The organism is Pseudomonas sp. SBB6 (assembly GCF_024213215.1).
Classification (GTDB): Bacteria; Pseudomonadota; Gammaproteobacteria; order Pseudomonadales; family Pseudomonadaceae; genus Aquipseudomonas; species Aquipseudomonas donghuensis.
This window is the reverse complement of sequence record NZ_JANAVH010000003.1, coordinates 321,310-339,120: the sequence shown is the minus strand read 5'-3', so window position 1 is coordinate 339,120 and position 17,811 is coordinate 321,310. Positions and strand designations below refer to the sequence as shown.

General features: G+C 62.5%; 17 protein-coding genes. 10 read left to right on the top strand and 7 right to left on the bottom strand.

The window, feature by feature from the left end; all coding sequences use genetic code 11:
- The first annotated feature begins 5 nt into the window (after positions 1 to 5).
- Positions 6 to 830 carry a tRNA cyclic N6-threonylcarbamoyladenosine(37) synthase TcdA gene (gene tcdA / locus NLX68_RS07690; RefSeq protein WP_254283515.1) on the top strand — a complete coding sequence of 275 codons (825 nt, stop codon included), beginning with the start codon at positions 6 to 8 and terminating at the stop codon, positions 828 to 830.
- Here tcdA and NLX68_RS07685 read toward each other — a convergent pair.
- The 4 genes from NLX68_RS07685 to NLX68_RS07670 are packed head-to-tail and all read right to left on the bottom strand — an operon-like array spanning position 809 to position 3,914.
- A complete protein-coding gene (locus NLX68_RS07685) occupies positions 809 to 1,219 on the bottom strand; it encodes a SufE family protein (protein WP_254283514.1) in 411 nt (136 codons plus the stop codon). The genes tcdA and NLX68_RS07685 overlap by 22 nt on opposite strands.
- On the bottom strand, positions 1,216 to 2,421 hold the full coding sequence (locus tag NLX68_RS07680; RefSeq protein ID WP_254283513.1) for an aminotransferase class V-fold PLP-dependent enzyme: 1,206 nt from the start codon (positions 2,419 to 2,421) through the stop codon (positions 1,216 to 1,218). The genes NLX68_RS07685 and NLX68_RS07680 overlap by 4 nt, the downstream gene beginning before the upstream one ends.
- 54 nt (positions 2,422 to 2,475) lie before the next feature.
- Entirely contained in the window at positions 2,476 to 3,510 is a 1,035-nt protein-coding gene (gene dapD / locus NLX68_RS07675; RefSeq protein ID WP_010224860.1) for a 2,3,4,5-tetrahydropyridine-2,6-dicarboxylate N-succinyltransferase, read from the bottom strand.
- 41 nt (positions 3,511 to 3,551) lie between these two features.
- Complete coding sequence (locus tag NLX68_RS07670; RefSeq protein WP_010224858.1) at positions 3,552 to 3,914, bottom strand: ArsC family reductase; 363 nt, start codon at positions 3,912 to 3,914, stop codon at positions 3,552 to 3,554.
- 231 nt (positions 3,915 to 4,145) lie between these two features.
- Between NLX68_RS07670 and NLX68_RS07665 the strand changes: the two genes are divergently transcribed.
- A complete protein-coding gene (locus NLX68_RS07665; RefSeq protein WP_254283512.1) occupies positions 4,146 to 5,792 on the top strand; it encodes a Na+/H+ antiporter in 1,647 nt (548 codons plus the stop codon).
- Between the two features lie 224 nt (positions 5,793 to 6,016).
- Positions 6,017 to 6,637 (top strand): hypothetical protein, encoded by a 621-nt coding sequence (locus NLX68_RS07660; RefSeq protein WP_254283511.1) that lies wholly within the window; start codon positions 6,017 to 6,019, stop codon positions 6,635 to 6,637.
- A gap of 59 nt (positions 6,638 to 6,696) precedes the next feature.
- Here NLX68_RS07660 and dapC read toward each other — a convergent pair whose 3' ends face one another.
- The 3 genes from dapC to map are packed head-to-tail and all read right to left on the bottom strand — an operon-like array spanning position 6,697 to position 11,417.
- A complete protein-coding gene (gene dapC / locus NLX68_RS07655; protein WP_254283510.1) occupies positions 6,697 to 7,890 on the bottom strand; it encodes a succinyldiaminopimelate transaminase in 1,194 nt (397 codons plus the stop codon).
- Positions 7,891 to 7,913: 23 nt separating this feature from the next.
- On the bottom strand, positions 7,914 to 10,613 hold the full coding sequence (locus NLX68_RS07650) for a [protein-PII] uridylyltransferase (protein WP_254283509.1): 2,700 nt from the start codon (positions 10,611 to 10,613) through the stop codon (positions 7,914 to 7,916).
- Positions 10,614 to 10,634: 21 nt separating this feature from the next.
- Positions 10,635 to 11,417: a type I methionyl aminopeptidase gene (gene map, locus NLX68_RS07645; RefSeq protein ID WP_254283508.1), complete on the bottom strand. Its 783-nt coding sequence runs from the start codon at positions 11,415 to 11,417 to the stop codon at positions 10,635 to 10,637.
- Between the two features lie 344 nt (positions 11,418 to 11,761).
- On the opposite strand from map, the gene rpsB reads away from it, so the two are divergent.
- The 7 genes from rpsB to ispC all read left to right on the top strand — a co-directional run bounded on the left by rpsB (position 11,762) and on the right by ispC (position 17,806).
- Positions 11,762 to 12,496 carry a 30S ribosomal protein S2 gene (gene rpsB / locus NLX68_RS07640; RefSeq protein WP_010224850.1) on the top strand — a complete coding sequence of 245 codons (735 nt, stop codon included), beginning with the start codon at positions 11,762 to 11,764 and terminating at the stop codon, positions 12,494 to 12,496.
- Between the two features lie 189 nt (positions 12,497 to 12,685).
- Positions 12,686 to 13,549, top strand: coding sequence for a translation elongation factor Ts (gene tsf / locus NLX68_RS07635; RefSeq protein WP_010224849.1), 864 nt, complete (start codon positions 12,686 to 12,688; stop codon positions 13,547 to 13,549).
- A 183-nt stretch (positions 13,550 to 13,732) separates the two neighbouring features.
- Positions 13,733 to 14,476, top strand: coding sequence for a UMP kinase (gene pyrH, locus NLX68_RS07630; RefSeq protein ID WP_010224848.1), 744 nt, complete (start codon positions 13,733 to 13,735; stop codon positions 14,474 to 14,476).
- Positions 14,473 to 15,030 carry a ribosome recycling factor gene (gene frr, locus NLX68_RS07625; protein WP_038996742.1) on the top strand — a complete coding sequence of 186 codons (558 nt, stop codon included), beginning with the start codon at positions 14,473 to 14,475 and terminating at the stop codon, positions 15,028 to 15,030. Before pyrH ends, frr begins: the two co-directional genes overlap by 4 nt.
- An 18-nt stretch (positions 15,031 to 15,048) precedes the next feature.
- Positions 15,049 to 15,804: a polyprenyl diphosphate synthase gene (gene uppS, locus NLX68_RS07620; protein ID WP_254283507.1), complete on the top strand. Its 756-nt coding sequence runs from the start codon at positions 15,049 to 15,051 to the stop codon at positions 15,802 to 15,804.
- Positions 15,804 to 16,619, top strand: a complete 816-nt coding sequence (locus tag NLX68_RS07615; protein WP_100782988.1) for a phosphatidate cytidylyltransferase — start codon at positions 15,804 to 15,806, stop codon at positions 16,617 to 16,619. Before uppS ends, NLX68_RS07615 begins: the two co-directional genes overlap by 1 nt.
- Positions 16,616 to 17,806, top strand: a complete 1,191-nt coding sequence (gene ispC / locus NLX68_RS07610) for a 1-deoxy-D-xylulose-5-phosphate reductoisomerase (protein ID WP_254283506.1) — start codon at positions 16,616 to 16,618, stop codon at positions 17,804 to 17,806. The genes NLX68_RS07615 and ispC overlap by 4 nt, the downstream gene beginning before the upstream one ends.
- Positions 17,807 to 17,811 lie beyond the last annotated feature (5 nt).

Sequence of the window (17,811 nt, the reverse complement as noted above, 5' to 3'; positions counted from 1 at the left end):
GGGCCATGAGTACAGAAGATCCACGCTTTGCCGGTGTCGCCCGGTTATACGGTGACAACGGCCTGCAGCGCCTGCGCGAGGCCCATGTGGCCGTCGTCGGTATCGGCGGGGTCGGCTCCTGGGCGGCCGAGGCCATGGCCCGTAGTGGCGTCGGCGAAATCTCCCTGTTCGACCTCGATGATGTCTGCGTCAGCAATACCAACCGCCAGTTGCATGCCCAGGAGGGCAATATCGGCCGCGCCAAGGCCGAGGTCATGGCTGAGCGCCTGCGAGCCATCAACCCGGCCTGCAAGGTGCATGCAGTGGTGGATTTCGTCACCAAGGAAACCCTGCCCGAGTACATCGGCGAGCACATCGATTGCGTGATCGACTGCATCGACAGCGTCATGGCCAAGGCCGCGCTGATTGGCTGGTGCAAGCGCCACAAGGTCACCATCATCAGCACCGGTGGTGCCGGCGGGCAAATCGACCCAACCCAGATCCGCGTTGCCGACCTGAACAAGACCTTCAATGACCCGCTGGCCTCGCGGGTGCGTTCGACGTTGCGCCGCGATTACGGTTTTTCCCGCACGGTGACCCGCAACTACAGCGTGCCCTGTGTGTTCTCCACCGAACAGCTGCGCTACCCCAAAGGCGACGGCAGCGTCTGCCTGCAGAAGAGTTTTGTTGGCGAGGGGGTGAAGCTGGACTGCTCCGGCGGTTTCGGCGCGGTGATGATGGTCACCGCGACCTTCGGCATGGTCGCCGCCAGCAAGGCGGTGGAAAAGCTTGTGGCCGGCGCTCGCCGCCCGTCCGAGCGCAGTAAGGCTCAGGCACCGGCGGCAAGCTGAGCCATGCGTTGCAGCACGGCGTTCAGGCCGTTGCTGCGTGAAGGCGAGAGCTGGCGGCCCAGGCCCAGTTGATTGAACCAGGCGGGCAGGTCCAGTTGCGTCAGCTCAGCGCTGGACAACCCTTCGACCCGCACCAGCAACAGTGCCAGCAAGCCGCGGATGATCCGCGCATCACTGGCCCCCTTGAAGCGCCACTGGCCGTCCTGCTGCTCGGCCACCAGCCAGACCTGGCTTTCGCAGCCGTGTACACGGTTGGTTTCGGACTGTTCCTCTGCGCTCAAGGGTGCCAGGCGCTCGCCCCATTGCATCAGCAAGCGTGCGCGCTGTTCCCAGCCGGTCGCTTGCTCGAAAACACTTAGCGCTTGCTGTGCAGCCAGGGGCAGGCTCATCGCAGCAACTCCAGGGCCTGATCCAGGGCTTCGAAGAAGCGTTGCAGGTCGTCGGAGTCGTTGTACAGGCCCAGGGACACGCGGATCGCGCCATCCAGGCCGAGGCTTTTCAGCAACGGCATGGCGCAGTGATGGCCGGCGCGCACGGCGATGCCTTGCTCGGTGAGCATATGGGCGAGATCGGCATTGTGCACCCCCTCGACCACGAAGCTGGCCAGGGCCAGTTGCGGCTGGCCGAGCAGGCGGATGCCTTCGCGGTCGTTGAGGCCGCGCAGCAGATGCCGGTGCAGGCCGGCTTCATGCTCGGCGACCGCATTGGCATCGAGACCTGCGAGGTAATCGAGGCTGGCACCGAGGCCGATCACACTGGCAATCGGCGGGGTACCGGCTTCGAAGCCCAGGGGCGCCGGGCGAAAGCTGGCGCTGTGGTAGTCGGCGATCTGCACCATCTCGCCGCCGAACTGCCAATGACGCAGGCGCGCCAATGCTTCGCTGCGGCCGTAGAGCACGCCGACGCCGTCAGGGCCGTAGAGCTTGTGGCTGGAGAATACATAAAAGTCGCAACCCAGCTGGCGTACGTCGTGACGGCCGTGGACCACGCCTTGGGCACCGTCGACCACGGTCACCGCACCCTGGGCCTGGGCGTGGGCCAGCAGGGGCTCCAGTGGCTGCCAGGCGCCGAGCACGTTGGACAGCTGGCTGACCGCCAGCACCCGGGTGCGTGGACCGATCAGTTGCAGGGCGATATTCAGATCGATCAGGCCGCGGCTGTCCAGTGGCAGGACCACCAGCTTCAGCCCGCGGCGCTGCGCCAGCTGTTGCCAGGGCAGCAGGTTGGCATGGTGTTCCAGGGCGCTGATGACGATTTCGTCGCCGGCCTCGAACAGCGGTTCAAGCCCATAGGCGAGCAGGTTCAAGGCCGAAGTGGCGCCATGGGTGAAGACGATCTGCTGGCTGTCGGCGACATTCAGCCAGCCGGCGACCTTTTCCCGGCTGCGTTCGAAGGCTTGGGTAGCCAGGGCGCCGGGCAGGTGTTGGGCACGGTGCACGTTGGCAGCACCATGACCGTAATAGTGGCTCAAGGCATCGAGCAGGATTTGCGGTTTTTGCGTGGTAGCGGCGCTGTCCAGGTAGGTCTGGTGTTGGCGTTGCAGGGCGTCGATGGCTGGAAAGTCAGCGCGCCAGGGGGAGGGCTGGAACATGATGATCGGACCTGAAAATCGGGCCTGGCGTTAGGCCAGACCCGATGGTACCACTTAGTTGTGGGCGTGCAGCGCTTCGTTCAGCTCGATGGCCGACTTGTGGGTCTTGCACTCCACGGCGCCGTTGAGCGAGTTGCGGCGGAACAGCAGGTCGGTCTGGCCGGCCAGGTCGCGGGCCTTGACCACCTTGACCAACTGGTTGTTCTCGTCCAGCAGGTTTACCTTGGTGCCGGCAGTGATGTACAGGCCGGCTTCGACGGTGTTGCGGTCGCCCAGCGGGATGCCGATACCGGCGTTGGCGCCGATCAGGCAGCCTTCGCCAACCTTGATGACGATGTTGCCGCCGCCGGACAGGGTGCCCATGGTCGAGCAGCCGCCGCCCAGGTCCGAACCCTTGCCGACGAAGACGCCCGCGGATACGCGGCCTTCGATCATGCCCGGGCCTTCGGTGCCGGCGTTAAAGTTGACGAAGCCCTCGTGCATGATGGTGGTGCCTTCGCCGATGTAGGCCCCCAGGCGCACACGGGCGCTGTCGGCGATGCGAACGCCGGCAGGGACCACGTAGTCGGTCATTTTCGGGAACTTGTCCACCGAGAACACTTCCAGCAGCTCGCCCTTCAGGCGCGCTTCCAGTTGCTGCTCGGCAAGTTCCGCCAGGTCGATGGCGCCCTGGCTGGTCCAGGCCACGTTCGGCAGCAGCGGGAAGATGCCGGCCAGGTTCAGGCCGTGCGGCTTGACCAGGCGGTGCGAGAGCAGGTGCAGCTTCAGGTAGGCTTCCGGGGTGGACGTCAGTGCGGCGTCTTCGGCCAGCAGGGTGGCGACCAGTGGCTTGTTGCTTTCGGCCAGGCGGGTCAGCAGTGCGGCCTGGGCGGTGTCGACGCTCTTGAGGGCTTCGGCAAGCTGCGCGGCCTGGCTGGTGCTGAAGGCGATCGCCTGGTTGCCGCCTTCATAGCCCAGGACCGGGGCGATGGCCGCAACCAGTTCGGCAGCCGGGTTGATCAACGGTTGTGCGTAGAAGACTTCCAGCCAGGCGCCTTGACGGTTCTGGGTGCCGACACCGAAGGCCAGGCTGAACAGGGTAGTGGACATGCAGTTACCTCTTGCGAATTGAATGAAAGCTCGGCGCCGGTTTACTGAAGGGCGGCCGCGTACAGATCAGGCTTGAAGCCGACCAGGGTGCGCTTACCGAGGTCGAGCACAGGGCGCTTGATCATCGACGGTTGGGCCAGCATCAGTTCGATGGCCTTGGCCTGGTCGAGATCGGCCTTCTGGGCGTCTTCGAGTTTGCGGAAGGTGGTGCCAGCACGGTTGAGTACTGTTTGCCAGCCATGTTCATCGCACCAGCGCTCAAGGCTCGCACGGTCGATGCCCTGGGTCTTGTAGTCGTGGAAATCGTAGCCCAGGCCTTGGTCTTCAAGCCAGGTACGGGCTTTCTTCATGGTGTCACAGGCCTTGATTCCATAAAGGTGCAATGGCGTGTCGCGTTTGGTCATGTCTTGCCCCTCCTGGGAAAAAATGGTGAAGGATTATGCCATGGTCGGCGGCTTTGGGTTGCCGTTGCCATGGCTCTTTGTAGCATTGTGTTACAGGTTCTGGGCGGTTCTGCGACTTTTGTGCAGCGGTGCGCCGGCAGCCTAAGCGGCTAATATGTCGTTTCAATGGCAATGCCGTGCCCAGGCCAGCATAAGTTGTTGAATGCGTTTGAATTGAACAGGACTCGCCGAATGCAATCAGCCTACACCGTTCTCATCCTGCTGATGCTGGTGAGTGTTTCCAAACTGGTCGGGCGGATGATCCCGCTGCCCTTGCCGCTGGTGCAGATTGCCGCCGGCGCCTTGCTGGCATGGCCTACCCTGGGCCTGCACGTGGCCCTGGACCCGGAATTGTTTCTGTTTTTGTTCCTGCCGCCGTTGCTGTTTTCCGATGGCTGGCGGATGCCTAAGCGTGACCTCTGGCGGTTGCGCGGCCCGATTCTGACCCTGGCGGTCGGCCTGGTGCTGTTTACCGTGGTCGGCGCCGGCTATTTCATTCACTGGATCCTGCCCGGCATCCCGCTGCCGGTGGCCTTTGCCCTGGCCGCGGTGCTGTCGCCGACCGACGCCGTAGCGGTCTCGGCCATCACCCAGGACCGCCTGCCGACGCCTTTGATGCACATGCTCCAGGGCGAGGCGCTGATGAATGATGCCTCGGGTCTGGTGACTTTCAAGTTCGCCCTGGCGGCGGCGATCACCGGGGTGTTCTCCCTCGCTGAGGCCAGCCTGACCTTTGTCCTGGTCGCCGTCGGTGGCCTGGCCATTGGTGTGGCCCTGAGCTGGCTGGTCGGGCGCCTGCGCGCCTGGATGATCGCCCGCGGCTGGGACGACCCGGCCACTCACGTGGTGTTCATGTTGCTGCTGCCGTTTGCCGCTTATGTGCTGGCCGAGCGCCTGGGTGCCTCCGGCATTCTTTCGGCGGTGGCGGCGGGGATGATGCAGAGCTGGCTCGACCTGTTGCCGCGCCAGACCAGCACGCGCCTGCTCAACCGCAGCGTCTGGTCGTTGCTGGAGTTCGCATTCAACGGTCTGATCTTTCTGCTGTTGGGCTTGCAGTTGCCCGACATCATCAAGGCGGTGACCAGCCACGAAGCCTCGCTGTGGCCGACCTTGCTGTGGCGCTGCCTGGATGTGGTGGCGATCTTCGCCGTGCTGCTGGCCTTGCGGTTTATCTGGGTGCAGAGCATCTGGCGCCTGATCGGGGTGATCCGCCGCTGGCGCGGCAAGGAAGACCTGGTGCTGGTGCCCAATGCCCGTTCCTGCTGGTTGTTGACGGTTGGTGGGGTGCGCGGGGCGGTGACCCTGGCCGGTGTCATGTCGGTGCCGCTGCTGATCAGCGCCGGCAAGGACTTCCCCGAGCGAGACTTGCTGATTTTCATCGCGGCCGGAGTCATTCTGCTGTCGCTGGTCGCGGCATGCATCGCCCTGCCGCTGTTGTTGCGCGGGGTCACCAAGAGCCCGGATGACACGCTGCGGCAGGAAGCCCAGGACGCCTGGCGACGCACCGCTGAAGCGGCGATTCACGCCCTTGAGGCAGAAGACCTGAGCGAGGCCGGCACCCCGCTGGATGCCTCCCAGGCGGCACTGGCGGCCGAGCTCAAGGCGCGGTTGATGGCCGAGTACCGGCATCAGCTCGATACCTTCAACGACAGCGCCGAAGCCCAGGCCCTGGCCGCACAGATGGACCACCTTGAGCGGCGCTTGCGCCTGCGCGCGCTGCGGGCCCAGCGCCTGGAGCTGTACAGCCTGCATCGTCAGCACCAGATCGGCGATGACGTGGTGCGTCAGGTGCTGGGGGAGCTGGACATGAGCGAGGCGAACCTGGGGCCGGTAAAATAAATGGCCGGGCCGGGCAAATGAAGAAGTGTGCAGTTTATGTAGTCATTGTCTGAAGACTGTATGGGGTGCATTGGTTGCCCGGCGTTGCCCCGATAGGCTTCTTTTCAACGCTGTTTCATTGAAAAGAAGGGGACTGTCTTTTGATATTTCGACTCCGCCACGGATTGGCACTTGCTCTGCTGTTGGTCGGCATTGGGCTGTTTTTCGCCAGCACCGATTTTCCCGTGTTCAAGGATGCCGAACGCATTGCGCGTTTCGGCGTGTACGACGCCTCCCCCGATTACCAGGCGGCAAGCGCGCTGTTCGGGCAAGCCGTGCGTGAAGAGCTCGGCGCAAAACTCAGGCTGGAGGGGGACGCTGCCTGCGCCGTGCTTCTGGCCTTGTGGCTGTGGCTGTTGCCTGTGACCCGTGCGGGCGGCACCTGGGTGCTGAAGGTGGCGAGTCGCAGGCGGATGTTTGCCTATGGGCTGGCCCTGGTGGCAGGTGCCCCGGTGCTGTGGGCGGATAGGGCCCTGCGTGATTTCAATCGAGGTTTGTATCCGCACTGGGCAGACAGCATGGGTATCGAGCTGTTTTATGCGCTGGTGCTTGGGCTGCTCCTGTTGCTTCTGCTGGCACCCTTTCTGGTCAGTGTCGAGCGCGGCTTTGGCGGCGGTCGGCAGTGCCGGTTGCTGGCGCCGTTTTCCCGCGGGCAGGTGTTGGCGCTACACACGCTTGCAGCCGTTATCTTGCTGCTGACGGTTCTGGTTTGGGCCGCGGTTTCCCTGCTTGCGGGCAACTATCTGGCGTTGGCCTTGGCCCTGACCCTGGTGTTGTTCTTCCTCAACTACCTTTATGGCAGCTGAGCAAATCGCGGGGCAAGCCCGCTCCTACAGGCGAATGCTCTGTAGGGGCGGGCTGGAGTTTACTGCTGCAAGAACGCGCGAATCCGCTCGGCCGCCTCGACACATTCGGCCAACGGCGCCACCAGCGCCATGCGCACGCGCCCGGCACCCGGGTTGACGCCATCCACTTCACGGGACAGGTAGGAGCCCGGCACCACGGTCACGTGCTGGGCCTGGTACAGGTCTCGGGTGAATTCGGCGTCATCGCCTGGCACCTTGGCCCACAGGTAGAAACCACCGTCCGGGCGCTGCACATCCAGTACCGGGGCGAGGATCTTCAGTACCGCATCGAACTTCTCGCGGTACAGGTCGCGGTTGGCGAGCACGTGTTCTTCGTCGTTCCAGGCGGCAATGCTCGCCAGCTGGGTTTGCACCGGCATGGCGCAGCCGTGGTAGGTGCGGTAGAGCAGGAACGGCTTGATGATCTCGGCGTCACCGGCCACGAAGCCCGAGCGCAGGCCCGGCAGGTTGGAGCGCTTGGACAGGCTGTGGAACACCACGCAACGCTTGAAGTCGCTGCGCCCAAGCTCGACGCAGGCGCTGAGCAGGCCGGGCGGCGGGCTTTGTTCGTCGAAGTACAGTTCGCTGTAGCACTCGTCGGCGGCGATCACGAAATCGTATTGGTCGGCCAGGGCGATCAGTTTTTTCAGGGTCTGCATCGGCACCAGGGCGCCGGTCGGGTTGCCTGGGGAGCAGAGGAAAAGGATCTGGCAGCGCTGCCAGGTCTCGGCCGACACGGCGTCGAAGTCCGGGTTGAAGCCGTTGCTGTCCAGGCAGGGCAGGTAGTGCGGGGTAGCGCCGGCCAGCAGCGCTGCGCCCTCGTAGATCTGGTAGAACGGGTTGGGGCTGACGACCAGGCCGTTATCGGCGCGATTGACCACCGCCTGGGTGAAGGCAAACAGCGCTTCACGGGTACCATTGACCGGCAGTACGTGTTTGTCGGCATCCAGCCAGCCGGCCGGGACGCTGAAACGGCGTTCGCACCAGCGGGTGATGGCTTGACGCAGCGCCGGCAGGCCGGCGGTGGTCGGGTACACGGCCATCTGCTGCAGGTTGTCGGCCAGGGCCTGGGCGACGAACGCCGGCGACTCATGCTTCGGTTCACCGATCGACAGGGCAATGGCGCGTTTGTCCGCCGCAGGCGTCACGCTGCCGAGCAGCGCGCGGAGTTTCTCGAACGGGTAGGGCTGAAGCTGGTTCAAAGCGTTGTTCATCGGCGCAAGGTCTCGTCAAACGGTCAAATGGTCAGGCGGGTCAAAGGCACCCCGGTCGCCTGGTCGACGCGCAGTTGCTCGACGATCGCATCCTGCAGGCGGCTGCACAACTGCGGGTCGGACAGGGGCTGGTTGTCGGCGTCGGTGATGAAGAACACGTCTTCGACCCGTTCGCCGAGGGTGGCAATCTTGGCATTTTGCAGCGACAGGTCGAACTCCAGGAAGATCTTGCCGATCCGCGCCAGCAGGCCGGGGCGGTCGGGGGCGCTGAGTTCGAGGATGGTCACCGGCCGCTGGGCATCGTTGTGGATGGTGACCTGTGGGGCAAAGGTGAAGTGCTTGAGCTGGCGCGGTACCCGGCGCTGGATGATGGTCGGGTAGTCGTCGGGGTTGCGCAGGGCGTCGGTCAGGCCGTCGCGAATCTGCTTGACTCGCACGGGATTGTCGCCGATCGAGCCGCCATCGTTGTCGAGCACGATATAGGTGTCGAGGGTGAACTGGCTGCTCGAGGTGATGATCCGCGCGTCATGGATGTTCAGGTTGAGCTGGTCCATGGCCGCCACCGTCACGGCGAAGAAGTCGTGCTGGTCGGGGGCGTAGATGAAGATCTGGGTGCCGCCCTCGAACTCGCGCTGGGTGGTTTCCTTGATCAACACCAGCGGCCCGCCGTCGGCCGGCTGCTGGAGGATGGCATCGCTGTGCCAGGCCACGTCGGCGGCGGTATGGCGCAGGAAGTAGTCATCGCCCAATTGCGACCACAGTTGCTCGACGTCGTCCGGGTCGGTGCCCTCGCGAATGAGGATGTCCAGTGCTGCGCTCTGGGTCTGGCGGATCTGCTCTTCGCGGTCCAGCGGGTTTTCCAGGCCGCGGCGCAAGGCGCGCTTGGTCTCGGTGTAGAGCTGGCGCAGCAGGCTGGCGCGCCAGGAGTTCCACAGGCTCGGGTTGGTGGCGTTGATGTCGGCCACCGTTAGTACATAAAGGTAATCCAGGCGGGTTTCATCGCCCACCCGTTGAGCGAAGTCGTAGATCACCTGCGGGTCGGACAGGTCCTTGCGCTGGGCGGTGGTCGACATCACCAGGTGATGTTGCACCAGCCAGACGATCAGCCGGCTGTCCCAGCTCGGTAGCTGATGACGCGCACAGAAGGCCTGGGCGTCCACCGCGCCCAACTCGGAGTGATCACCCTGGCGACCCTTGCCGATGTCGTGGTAGAGCCCGGCGAGATAAATCAGCTCTGGCTTGGGCAGGCGGCCCATGAGCTTGCTGGCCAGCGGGAATTTCTCCGAAACCGGGGTGTACTGCAGTTTGCGCAGATGCTTGATCAGGTTCAGGGTGTGCGCATCGACGGTATAGATGTGGAACAGGTCGTGCTGCATCTGCCCGACGATCAGGCCGAACTCCGGCAAATAACGGCCGAGAATGCCGTAGCGGTTCATCCGCCGCAGATTGCGGTGGATACCGATCTCGCACTTGAACAGCTCGATGAACAGGCTGGTGTTGCGGATATCATTACGAAAATCATCGTCGATCAGGTGCCGGTGCTCGCGCAGCAGACGAATGGTGTCGGCACGCACGCCCTTGATTTCCGGGTGCTGGGCCATCAGTACGAAAATTTCCAGCATGGCGAACGGCGTGCGCTTGAAGACGTTGGTGCGCACTGCCTCGATATAGCCGTCATGCAGTTGGAAGCGCGCATTCAGGGGCTGGGCACTGGCGCTGTCGTCGTCGAGAATGACTTCTTCGAAGTGCTGGATGATCAGGTCGCTGAGCTCGGCGATGCTCATCACCACCCGGTAGTACTGCTGCATGAACTGTTCGATGGCGCGCTTGGGGTTCTCGTCGCCAAATCCGAGCAGGGCGGCGATGCTGCGCTGGTGGTCGAACAGCAAGCGGTCCTCGGCGCGTCCGGCAAGCATGTGCAGGGCGTAGCGCACTTTCCAGAGAAATTCCTGGGACGAGGCCAGCAGGTTGTTCTCGCTTTCCAGCAAGAAGCCTTCGCCGGCCAGGGCGTGCAGGTTGAGGGTGCCGTACTGGCGCCGGGCGATCCACAGTACCGTCTGGATATCACGCAGGCCGCCTGGCGAGCCCTTGACGTTGGGCTCCAGGTTGTACTCGGTGTCGTTGTACTTGTGGTGCCGGGCTTTTTGCTCGGCACGCTTGGCCAGGAAGAATTCCTTGCTCGGCCACATGTGCGCGGTGCTGGTGACCTCGAGCATGCGCTGGCGCAGGTGCTCGGGGCCGGCAATAGTGCGGCTTTCCATCAGGTTGGTGACTACCGTCAGGTCAGCGCGGGCTTGTTCTGCGCATTCATCGACCGAGCGCACGCTCTGGCCGACTTCCAGGCCGATGTCCCAGAGCAGGGTCAGAAAGCGTTCGATCGAGTCGCGAAAAACCTCGTGGTCGGCACTGTCGAGCAGGATCAGCAGATCGATGTCGGAGTAGGGGTGCAGCTCGCCGCGCCCGTAGCCGCCGGTGGCGATCAGGGCGATATCGGCGTCTTCGCTCCAGGTGAACTGGTTCCAGGCCTGTTGCAGGATGTTGTCGACGAACCAGGCGCGGTCCTCGATCAGCCGGCGGATCTCGCGGCCGCTGCGAAAGCGGTTGTCGAGCACCTCGCCGGCCTGGCGGATGGCTTTCTTGAAGGCAGCGATAGGGCTTGCCTTGAGGGCCAGTTCCGCCTGGAACTGACCGCGATCGAACAGCTCGGGATCCACCTGGGGCATCGAGAGGCTTTCCTGTGACAATCAGGCCGACGTGCGGGGAATGGTGTCGTCTTTACGCAGGGTGAAGATTTCGTAACCGGTCGCGGTCACCACCAGGGTGTGTTCCCACTGGGCCGAGAGCTTGCGGTCCTTGGTGATGGCGGTCCAGCCGTCGCCCAGCACCTTAGTGTCGGCTTTGCCCTGGTTGATCATCGGCTCGATGGTGAAGGTCATGCCTTCCTTGAGCTCCATGCCGGTGCCGGCGCGGCCGTAGTGCAGGATCTGCGGCTCTTCGTGGAACACCTTGCCGATGCCGTGGCCGCAGAACTCGCGCACCACCGAGAAACCGTTCTTTTCCGCGTGCTTCTGGATCACTTCGCCGATGTCGCCCAGGCGGCAACCTGGCTTGACCAGTTCGATAGCCTTGTACATGCACTCCTGGGTGACCTGGGACAGGCGCTCGGCCCATACCGGTACGGTGCCGACGTGGAACATGCGGCTGGTGTCGCCGTGGTAGCCATCCTTGATCACGGTGACGTCGATGTTCAGGGTGTCACCGTCCTTGAGCGGCTTGTCGCCCGGGATGCCGTGGCAGACCACATGGTTGACCGAGGTGCAGATCGACTTGGGGAAACCCTTGTAGTTGAGCGGCGCCGGAATCGCTTGCTGGACGTTGACGATGTAGTCGTGGCACAGGCGGTCGAGCTCCTCGGTGGTGACACCGGGCTTGACGTGCTCTTCGATCATCTCCAGGACTTCGGCGGCCAGTCGGCCGGCGATGCGCATCTTTTCGATGTCTTCGGCGGTTTTGATGGTAACGGTCATTACAGGCTCTCTACGGCGCAGCAAGGCGCGAATAATCTGGGGAAAGGCCGGATTCTAACAGAGCCGGGCCCGGTTCAGGCGGCCATGGCGCTGATACAGCCTTTATATAAGGGTCATTCTGGCGCTAATGGGCGGTGTGTGCAAAAGCCTGTGACGTTCAATGGTAATTCTGGTTTCGCTTGGCGGGCTTGTGTGGTATAAAATGCGCCGCTTTCCGGGGATAGCTCCGGAAGCACTAAACCCACACACGTGTCGACACGATGACCTGGGTGCCTTCGATCCACGGATCGCGGGTTGGTCATTGGGATACGTGGAGGCCCAACCCGACTTATCAAGGAACTATCATGTCCCAAGTCAACATGCGCGATATGCTGAAGGCCGGTGTGCACTTCGGTCACCAAACCCGTTACTGGAACCCGAAAATGGGCAAGTACATTTTCGGTGCGCGCAACAAGATTCACATCATCAACCTTGAAAAAACCCTGCCAATGTTCAACGAGGCACTGACCTTCGTCGAGCGTCTGGCCCAGGGCAAAAACAAGATTCTGTTCGTCGGCACCAAGCGTTCCGCTGGCAAGATCGTTGCTGAAGAAGCAGCACGTTGCGGTTCGCCGTACGTCGATCACCGCTGGTTGGGCGGCATGCTGACCAACTACAAGACCATCCGCGCTTCGATCAAGCGTCTGCGCGACCTGGAAACCCAGGCCGAAGACGGCACTTTCGCCAAGCTGACCAAGAAAGAAGCCCTGATGCGCTCCCGTGATCTGGAAAAACTGGATCGCAGCCTGGGTGGTATCAAGGACATGGGCGGCCTGCCTGATGCCCTGTTCGTGATCGACGTTGACCACGAGCGCATCGCTATCACCGAAGCCAACAAGCTGGGTATCCCGGTCATCGGCGTTGTCGATACCAACTCCAGCCCAGAAGGCGTTGACTACATCATCCCAGGTAACGATGACGCCATCCGCGCTATCCAGCTGTACATGGGTTCGATGGCTGACGCCGTGATCCGTGGCCGCAACAACGTTGCTGGCGGTACCGAAGTGTACGCCGAAGAAGCAGCACCAGCTGCTGAGTAATTGACGCCTGGCGTCTACTCGGCACGCGAAAAGGGGGCTTTGCCCCCTTTTTGCCACCTTGAAATCCTCTTGTCAGCATCGCCGTTGCAACCTTGTTACTGCATGAGTGCTGGTGAGTGGATTTACAGAATTGAACGCCCGTCAAGTATCGGGTGGAATGGTTGAAAACCTATCCAAGAGGAATTTGAAATGGCAGCAATTACTGCAGCGCTGGTCAAAGAACTGCGTGAGCGTACCGGCGAAGGCATGATGGATTGCAAAAAGGCCCTGGAAAAGGCCGGCGGCGACATCGAGAAAGCCATTGACGACATGCGCGCTTCGGGCGCCATCAAGGCCGCTAAAAAGGCTGGCAACGTTGCCGCTGAAGGCGCAATCGCCATCAAGGCCGACGACAAATCTGCCGTCCTGCTGGAAGTCAACTCGCAGACCGACTTCCTGGCTCTGCAAGACGACTTCAAAACCTTCGTCGCTGAAAGCGTTGACCAAGCTTTCGCCGAGAAGCTGACCGACGCCGCTCCGCTGATCGCTTCCCGCGAATCTGCTCGTGAAGCGCTGGTTGCCAAGGTTGGTGAGAACGTCAACATCCGTCGCCTGGTGCGCGTTGAAGGTGACGTTGTCGGCACCTACCTGCACGGCAACAAGATCGGTGTTGCTGTTGTCCTGAAGGGCGGCGACGTCCAGCTGGCCAAAGAAATCGCCATGCACGTGGCGGCAAGCAACCCAGAGTTCCTGCTGCCGTCGGAAGTTTCGGCTGAAGCAATCGAGCGCGAGAAGAACGTCTTCCTGACCCTGAACGAAGAGAAGATCAAGGGCAAGCCTGAGAACATCGTCGAGAACATGGTCAAAGGCCGTATCTCGAAGTTCCTGGCCGAAGCCAGCCTGGTCGAGCAAGCCTTCGTCATGAACCCGGAAATCAAGGTCGGTGAGCTGGCCAAGAAAGCCGGTGCTGAAATCGTTTCCTTCACCTACTTCAAAGTAGGCGAAGGCATCGAGAAGCCAGTCGACAACTTCGCTGAAGAAGTTGCTGCTCAGCTGGCTGCTGCCAAGCAATAAGACAGATTCACCTCTGTCGCCCCGAAGAGGCTGCCCGCTCACGCGCGCAGCCTCTTTGTCAAAGCGGGAGCGGCTTACAAAGCCGCCTTTCGTTGGCGCAGTAGCTGCGCCACGCTAGAGTTACGCGCAGGCTGAAAACAGCCCGCCAGATTTTTTTTACAAACGCCGCAGGAGAGATTCGCAATGGCTCAGCAGGGCAGTGGTTATCAAGCTCGCTATAAACGCATTCTACTCAAGCTTAGCGGCGAGGCCCTGATGGGCTCGGAAGAGTTCGGGATCGACCCCAAGGTCCTGGATCGCATGGCATTGGAAGTCGGTCAACTGGTCGGCATTGGTGTTCAGGTCGGTTTGGTGATCGGTGGTGGCAACCTGTTCCGTGGCGCGGCGCTCAGTGCAGCCGGCATGGACCGTGTCACGGGCGACCACATGGGCATGCTGGCGACTGTAATGAATGGCCTGGCCATGCGCGACGCGCTGGAGCGCGCCAACATTACTGCGATCGTCATGTCGGCCATCTCCATGGTCGGCGTCACCGATCACTATGACCGTCGCAAAGCCATGCGTCACCTGAACTCCAAGGAAGTCGTAATCTTCGCTGCCGGTACCGGCAACCCGTTCTTCACCACCGACTCCGCCGCTTGCCTGCGCGCCATCGAAATCGATGCCGACGTGGTATTGAAGGCAACCAAGGTCGATGGTGTATACACTGCAGACCCATTCAAAGACCCGCATGCCGAGAAGTTCGATCATCTGACCTACGATGAAGTACTGGATCGCAAGCTGGGCGTGATGGACCTGACGGCAATCTGCCTGTGCCGCGATCACAAGATGCCGCTGCGCGTCTTCAATATGAACAAGCCTGGCGCCCTGCTGAATATCGTGCATGGTGGCGCTGAAGGAACTCTGATCGAGGAAGTTCAAAAATGATCAACGAAATCAAGAAAGACGCTCAAGAGCGCATGCAAAAGTCGCTGGAGTCCCTTGCGCACGCATTCAGCCGAATTCGTACTGGCCAGGCGCATCCTAGTGTTCTGGAAGGTGTGATGGTTCCTTACTACGGCGCCGATACGCCAATCAAGCAAGTGGCCAACATCACCGTGAAAGATGCCCGGACCCTGCAGGTCGTGGCCTTCGAGCGCAATATGCTGGGTGCTGTCGACAAGGCTATCGGCAGTGCCGGTCTGAACCTCAACCCGACCAACCTGGGCGAGTTGCTGCTGATCACCATGCCGGCTCTGACCGAAGAGACCCGCAAGGGTTTCACCAAGCAGGCTCGTGACGCCGCTGAAGATGGCCGTATTGCCGTGCGCAATATCCGTCGCGATGCGCTGAGCCAGCTCAAGGACCTGGTCAAGGAAAAGGAAATCAGCGAAGACGACGAGCGCCGTGCCGCCGACGAAATCCAGAAGCTGACCGACAAGTTCGTGGCTGAGATCGAAGTTGCCGTCAAGCAGAAAGAAAAGGACCTGATGGCCGTTTAAGGGTCGGGACTTTTTTCAATGGAAAAGACCAAGCAAGGTGTGTCCCCATCGGTGCCGCGCCATGTCGCGATCATCATGGATGGGAATAATCGCTGGGCGAAGAAGCGCCTGTTGCCCGGTGTTGCCGGGCACAAGGCCGGCGTGGACGCAGTGCGCGCGGTCATCGAGGTGTGCGCCGAGGCCAAGGTCGAGGTGCTGACCCTGTTCGCCTTTTCCAGTGAAAACTGGCAGCGCCCGGCCGAAGAGGTCGGGGCGTTGATGGAGCTGTTCTTCTCGGCCCTGCGCCGGGAAGCCAAGCGCCTCAACGACAACAACATCAGCCTGCGTATCATCGGTGACCGCTCGCGCTTTCACCCTGAGCTGCAGGCTGCCATGCGTGAGGCCGAAGCGCTGACCGCTGGCGCCAATCGCTTCATCCTGCAGATCGCCGCCAACTACGGTGGCCAGTGGGATATCGCTCAGGCCGCCCAGCGCCTGGCGCGGGAAGTCCAGGCCGGCCACCTGCGCCCGGACGACATCACCCCCGAGCTGCTGCAGACCTGCCTGGCCACAGGCGACCTGCCGCTGCCCGATCTGTGCATCCGTACCGGTGGCGAGCACCGCATCAGCAACTTCCTGTTATGGCAGCTGGCCTACGCCGAGTTGTACTTTTCCGACCTGTTCTGGCCGGACTTCAAACACGAGGCCATGCGCACTGCGCTGGCCGATTTCGCTTCGCGCCAGCGCCGCTTCGGGAAAACCAGCGAGCAGGTCCAAGCTGGAGCCCGTGCTTAATGCTTAAACAACGCATCATTACGGCGCTGATCCTGCTGCCGATCGCCCTGTGTGGCTTCTTCCTGTTGAACGGCGGCGACTTCGCCCTGTTCATCGGCGTAGTGGTGACCCTGGGCGCCTGGGAATGGGCGCGTCTGGCCGGCCTGGTCGGGCAAGCCCTGCGTGTGGCTTACGCTGCCGTGGTCGCCGGCCTGCTGATGCTGCTCTACCTGATGCCGGACCTGGCACCCTGGGTGCTGGGGGCTTCGGTGTTGTGGTGGGCGCTGGCAACCTGGCTGGTGCTGACGTACCCGCGCAGCAGCGAGCTGTGGGCCAGTGCTGCCTGCCGCCTGCTGATCGGTCTGCTGATCCTGTTGCCGGCCTGGCAAGGCCTGGTGCTGCTCAAGCAGTGGCCGCTGGGCAACTGGCTGATCATGGCGGTCATGGTGCTGGTCTGGGGGGCGGACATCGGTGCGTACTTCTCCGGCCGCGCCTTCGGCAAGCGCAAGCTGGCCCCGCAGGTGAGCCCGGGCAAGAGCTGGGAAGGCGTCTACGGTGGCCTGGCCCTGAGCCTGGTGATTACTGCAGTAGTGGCTATCTCTCGTGACTGGAGCGCGGGTGAGCTGGTGCTCGGCCTGTTCGGCGCTGCAGCCGTGGTATTCGTCTCGGTAGTTGGCGATCTGACCGAAAGCATGTTCAAGCGCCGCTCGGGGATCAAGGACAGCAGCAACCTGCTGCCGGGGCATGGCGGCGTGCTGGACCGTATCGACAGCCTCACCGCAGCCATTCCGGTGTTTGCCGTGCTGCTCTGGGCAGCCAATTGGGGCGTAATGTGAGCGGCGTACAACGTATTACCGTGCTGGGTGCGACCGGCTCGATCGGCCTCAGTACCCTGGATGTGATCGCTCGTCATCCGGATCGTTACCAGGTGTTCGCCCTGAGCGGCTATTCGCGCCTGCAAGAGCTGTTGGCCCTGTGCGTGCGCCATGCCCCGGTGTTTGCCGTGGTGCCTTCGACGGAGGCTGCGCAGCAGCTGCGTGAAGGGCTGGCAGCGGCGGGCTCGGCCACTGAGGTACTGGTCGGTGAAGAGGGGTTGTGTCAGGTGGCTGCGGCTGGCGAGGTCGACGCCGTAATGGCGGCGATCGTCGGTGCTGCCGGCCTGCGCCCGACCCTGGCGGCGGTCGAGGCGGGCAAGAAGGTGTTGCTGGCCAACAAGGAAGCGCTGGTGATGTCCGGCGCCTTGTTCATGCAGGCGGTACGGCGCAGTGGCGCGGTGCTGCTGCCGATCGACAGCGAGCACAATGCGATCTTCCAGTGCCTGCCGGGTGATTATTCCCGCGGCCTGGCCCAGGTTGGCGTGCGCCGTATCCTGTTGACTGCCTCCGGTGGGCCGTTTCGCGAAACGCCGATGGCCGAGCTCATGGATGTCAGCCCTGAACAGGCCTGCGCCCACCCGAACTGGTCCATGGGCCGCAAGATCTCGGTCGATTCGGCAAGCATGATGAACAAGGGCCTGGAGCTTATCGAGGCGTGCTGGCTGTTCGATGCGCGGCCCGGCCAGGTCGAGGTGGTGGTGCACCCGCAAAGTGTGATCCACTCGCTGGTCGATTATGTCGACGGTTCGGTACTGGCCCAGTTGGGCAATCCGGACATGCGCACGCCGATTGCCAATGCCCTGGCCTGGCCGGAGCGTATCGATTCGGGGGTGGCGCCGCTGGACCTGTTCGCGGTTGCCCGCCTGGACTTCAAGGCGCCGGATGAGCAGCGCTTCCCTTGCCTGCGCCTGGCCCGAGAGGCGGCCGAGGCGGGTAATAGCGCGCCGGCGGTGCTTAATGCGGCCAACGAAGTGGCGGTGGAAGCATTTCTCCAGCGGCGCATCCGCTTCCCCGAGATCGCGAGTATGATCGAACAAGTGCTCGATCAAGAGCCGGTGGTTGCCGTCGAATCGCTCGATGCGGTGTTTGCCGCCGATCAGCGCGCGCGGCAGCTGGCCGGACAATGGTTGGCTCATCACGGCCGCTGAGGTCT

What these genes read in the sequence shown, in the direction of transcription:
- frr (WP_038996742.1), top strand. Translation starts at nt 14,473, where the DNA reads ATGATCAACGAAATCAAGAAAGACGCTCAAGAGCGCATGCAAAAGTCG.
- tcdA (WP_254283515.1), top strand. Translation starts at nt 6, where the DNA reads ATGAGTACAGAAGATCCACGCTTTGCCGGTGTCGCCCGGTTATACGGT.
- dapD (WP_010224860.1), bottom strand. Translation starts at nt 3,510, where the DNA reads ATGTCCACTACCCTGTTCAGCCTGGCCTTCGGTGTCGGCACCCAGAAC.
- NLX68_RS07650 (WP_254283509.1), bottom strand. Translation starts at nt 10,613, where the DNA reads ATGCCCCAGGTGGATCCCGAGCTGTTCGATCGCGGTCAGTTCCAGGCG.
- NLX68_RS07615 (WP_100782988.1), top strand. Translation starts at nt 15,804, where the DNA reads ATGCTTAAACAACGCATCATTACGGCGCTGATCCTGCTGCCGATCGCC.
- pyrH (WP_010224848.1), top strand. Translation starts at nt 13,733, where the DNA reads ATGGCTCAGCAGGGCAGTGGTTATCAAGCTCGCTATAAACGCATTCTA.
- tsf (WP_010224849.1), top strand. Translation starts at nt 12,686, where the DNA reads ATGGCAGCAATTACTGCAGCGCTGGTCAAAGAACTGCGTGAGCGTACC.
- uppS (WP_254283507.1), top strand. Translation starts at nt 15,049, where the DNA reads ATGGAAAAGACCAAGCAAGGTGTGTCCCCATCGGTGCCGCGCCATGTC.
- NLX68_RS07670 (WP_010224858.1), bottom strand. Translation starts at nt 3,914, where the DNA reads ATGACCAAACGCGACACGCCATTGCACCTTTATGGAATCAAGGCCTGT.
- NLX68_RS07680 (WP_254283513.1), bottom strand. Translation starts at nt 2,421, where the DNA reads ATGTTCCAGCCCTCCCCCTGGCGCGCTGACTTTCCAGCCATCGACGCC.
- NLX68_RS07665 (WP_254283512.1), top strand. Translation starts at nt 4,146, where the DNA reads ATGCAATCAGCCTACACCGTTCTCATCCTGCTGATGCTGGTGAGTGTT.
- rpsB (WP_010224850.1), top strand. Translation starts at nt 11,762, where the DNA reads ATGTCCCAAGTCAACATGCGCGATATGCTGAAGGCCGGTGTGCACTTC.
- NLX68_RS07685 (WP_254283514.1), bottom strand. Translation starts at nt 1,219, where the DNA reads ATGAGCCTGCCCCTGGCTGCACAGCAAGCGCTAAGTGTTTTCGAGCAA.
- dapC (WP_254283510.1), bottom strand. Translation starts at nt 7,890, where the DNA reads ATGAACAACGCTTTGAACCAGCTTCAGCCCTACCCGTTCGAGAAACTC.
- map (WP_254283508.1), bottom strand. Translation starts at nt 11,417, where the DNA reads ATGACCGTTACCATCAAAACCGCCGAAGACATCGAAAAGATGCGCATC.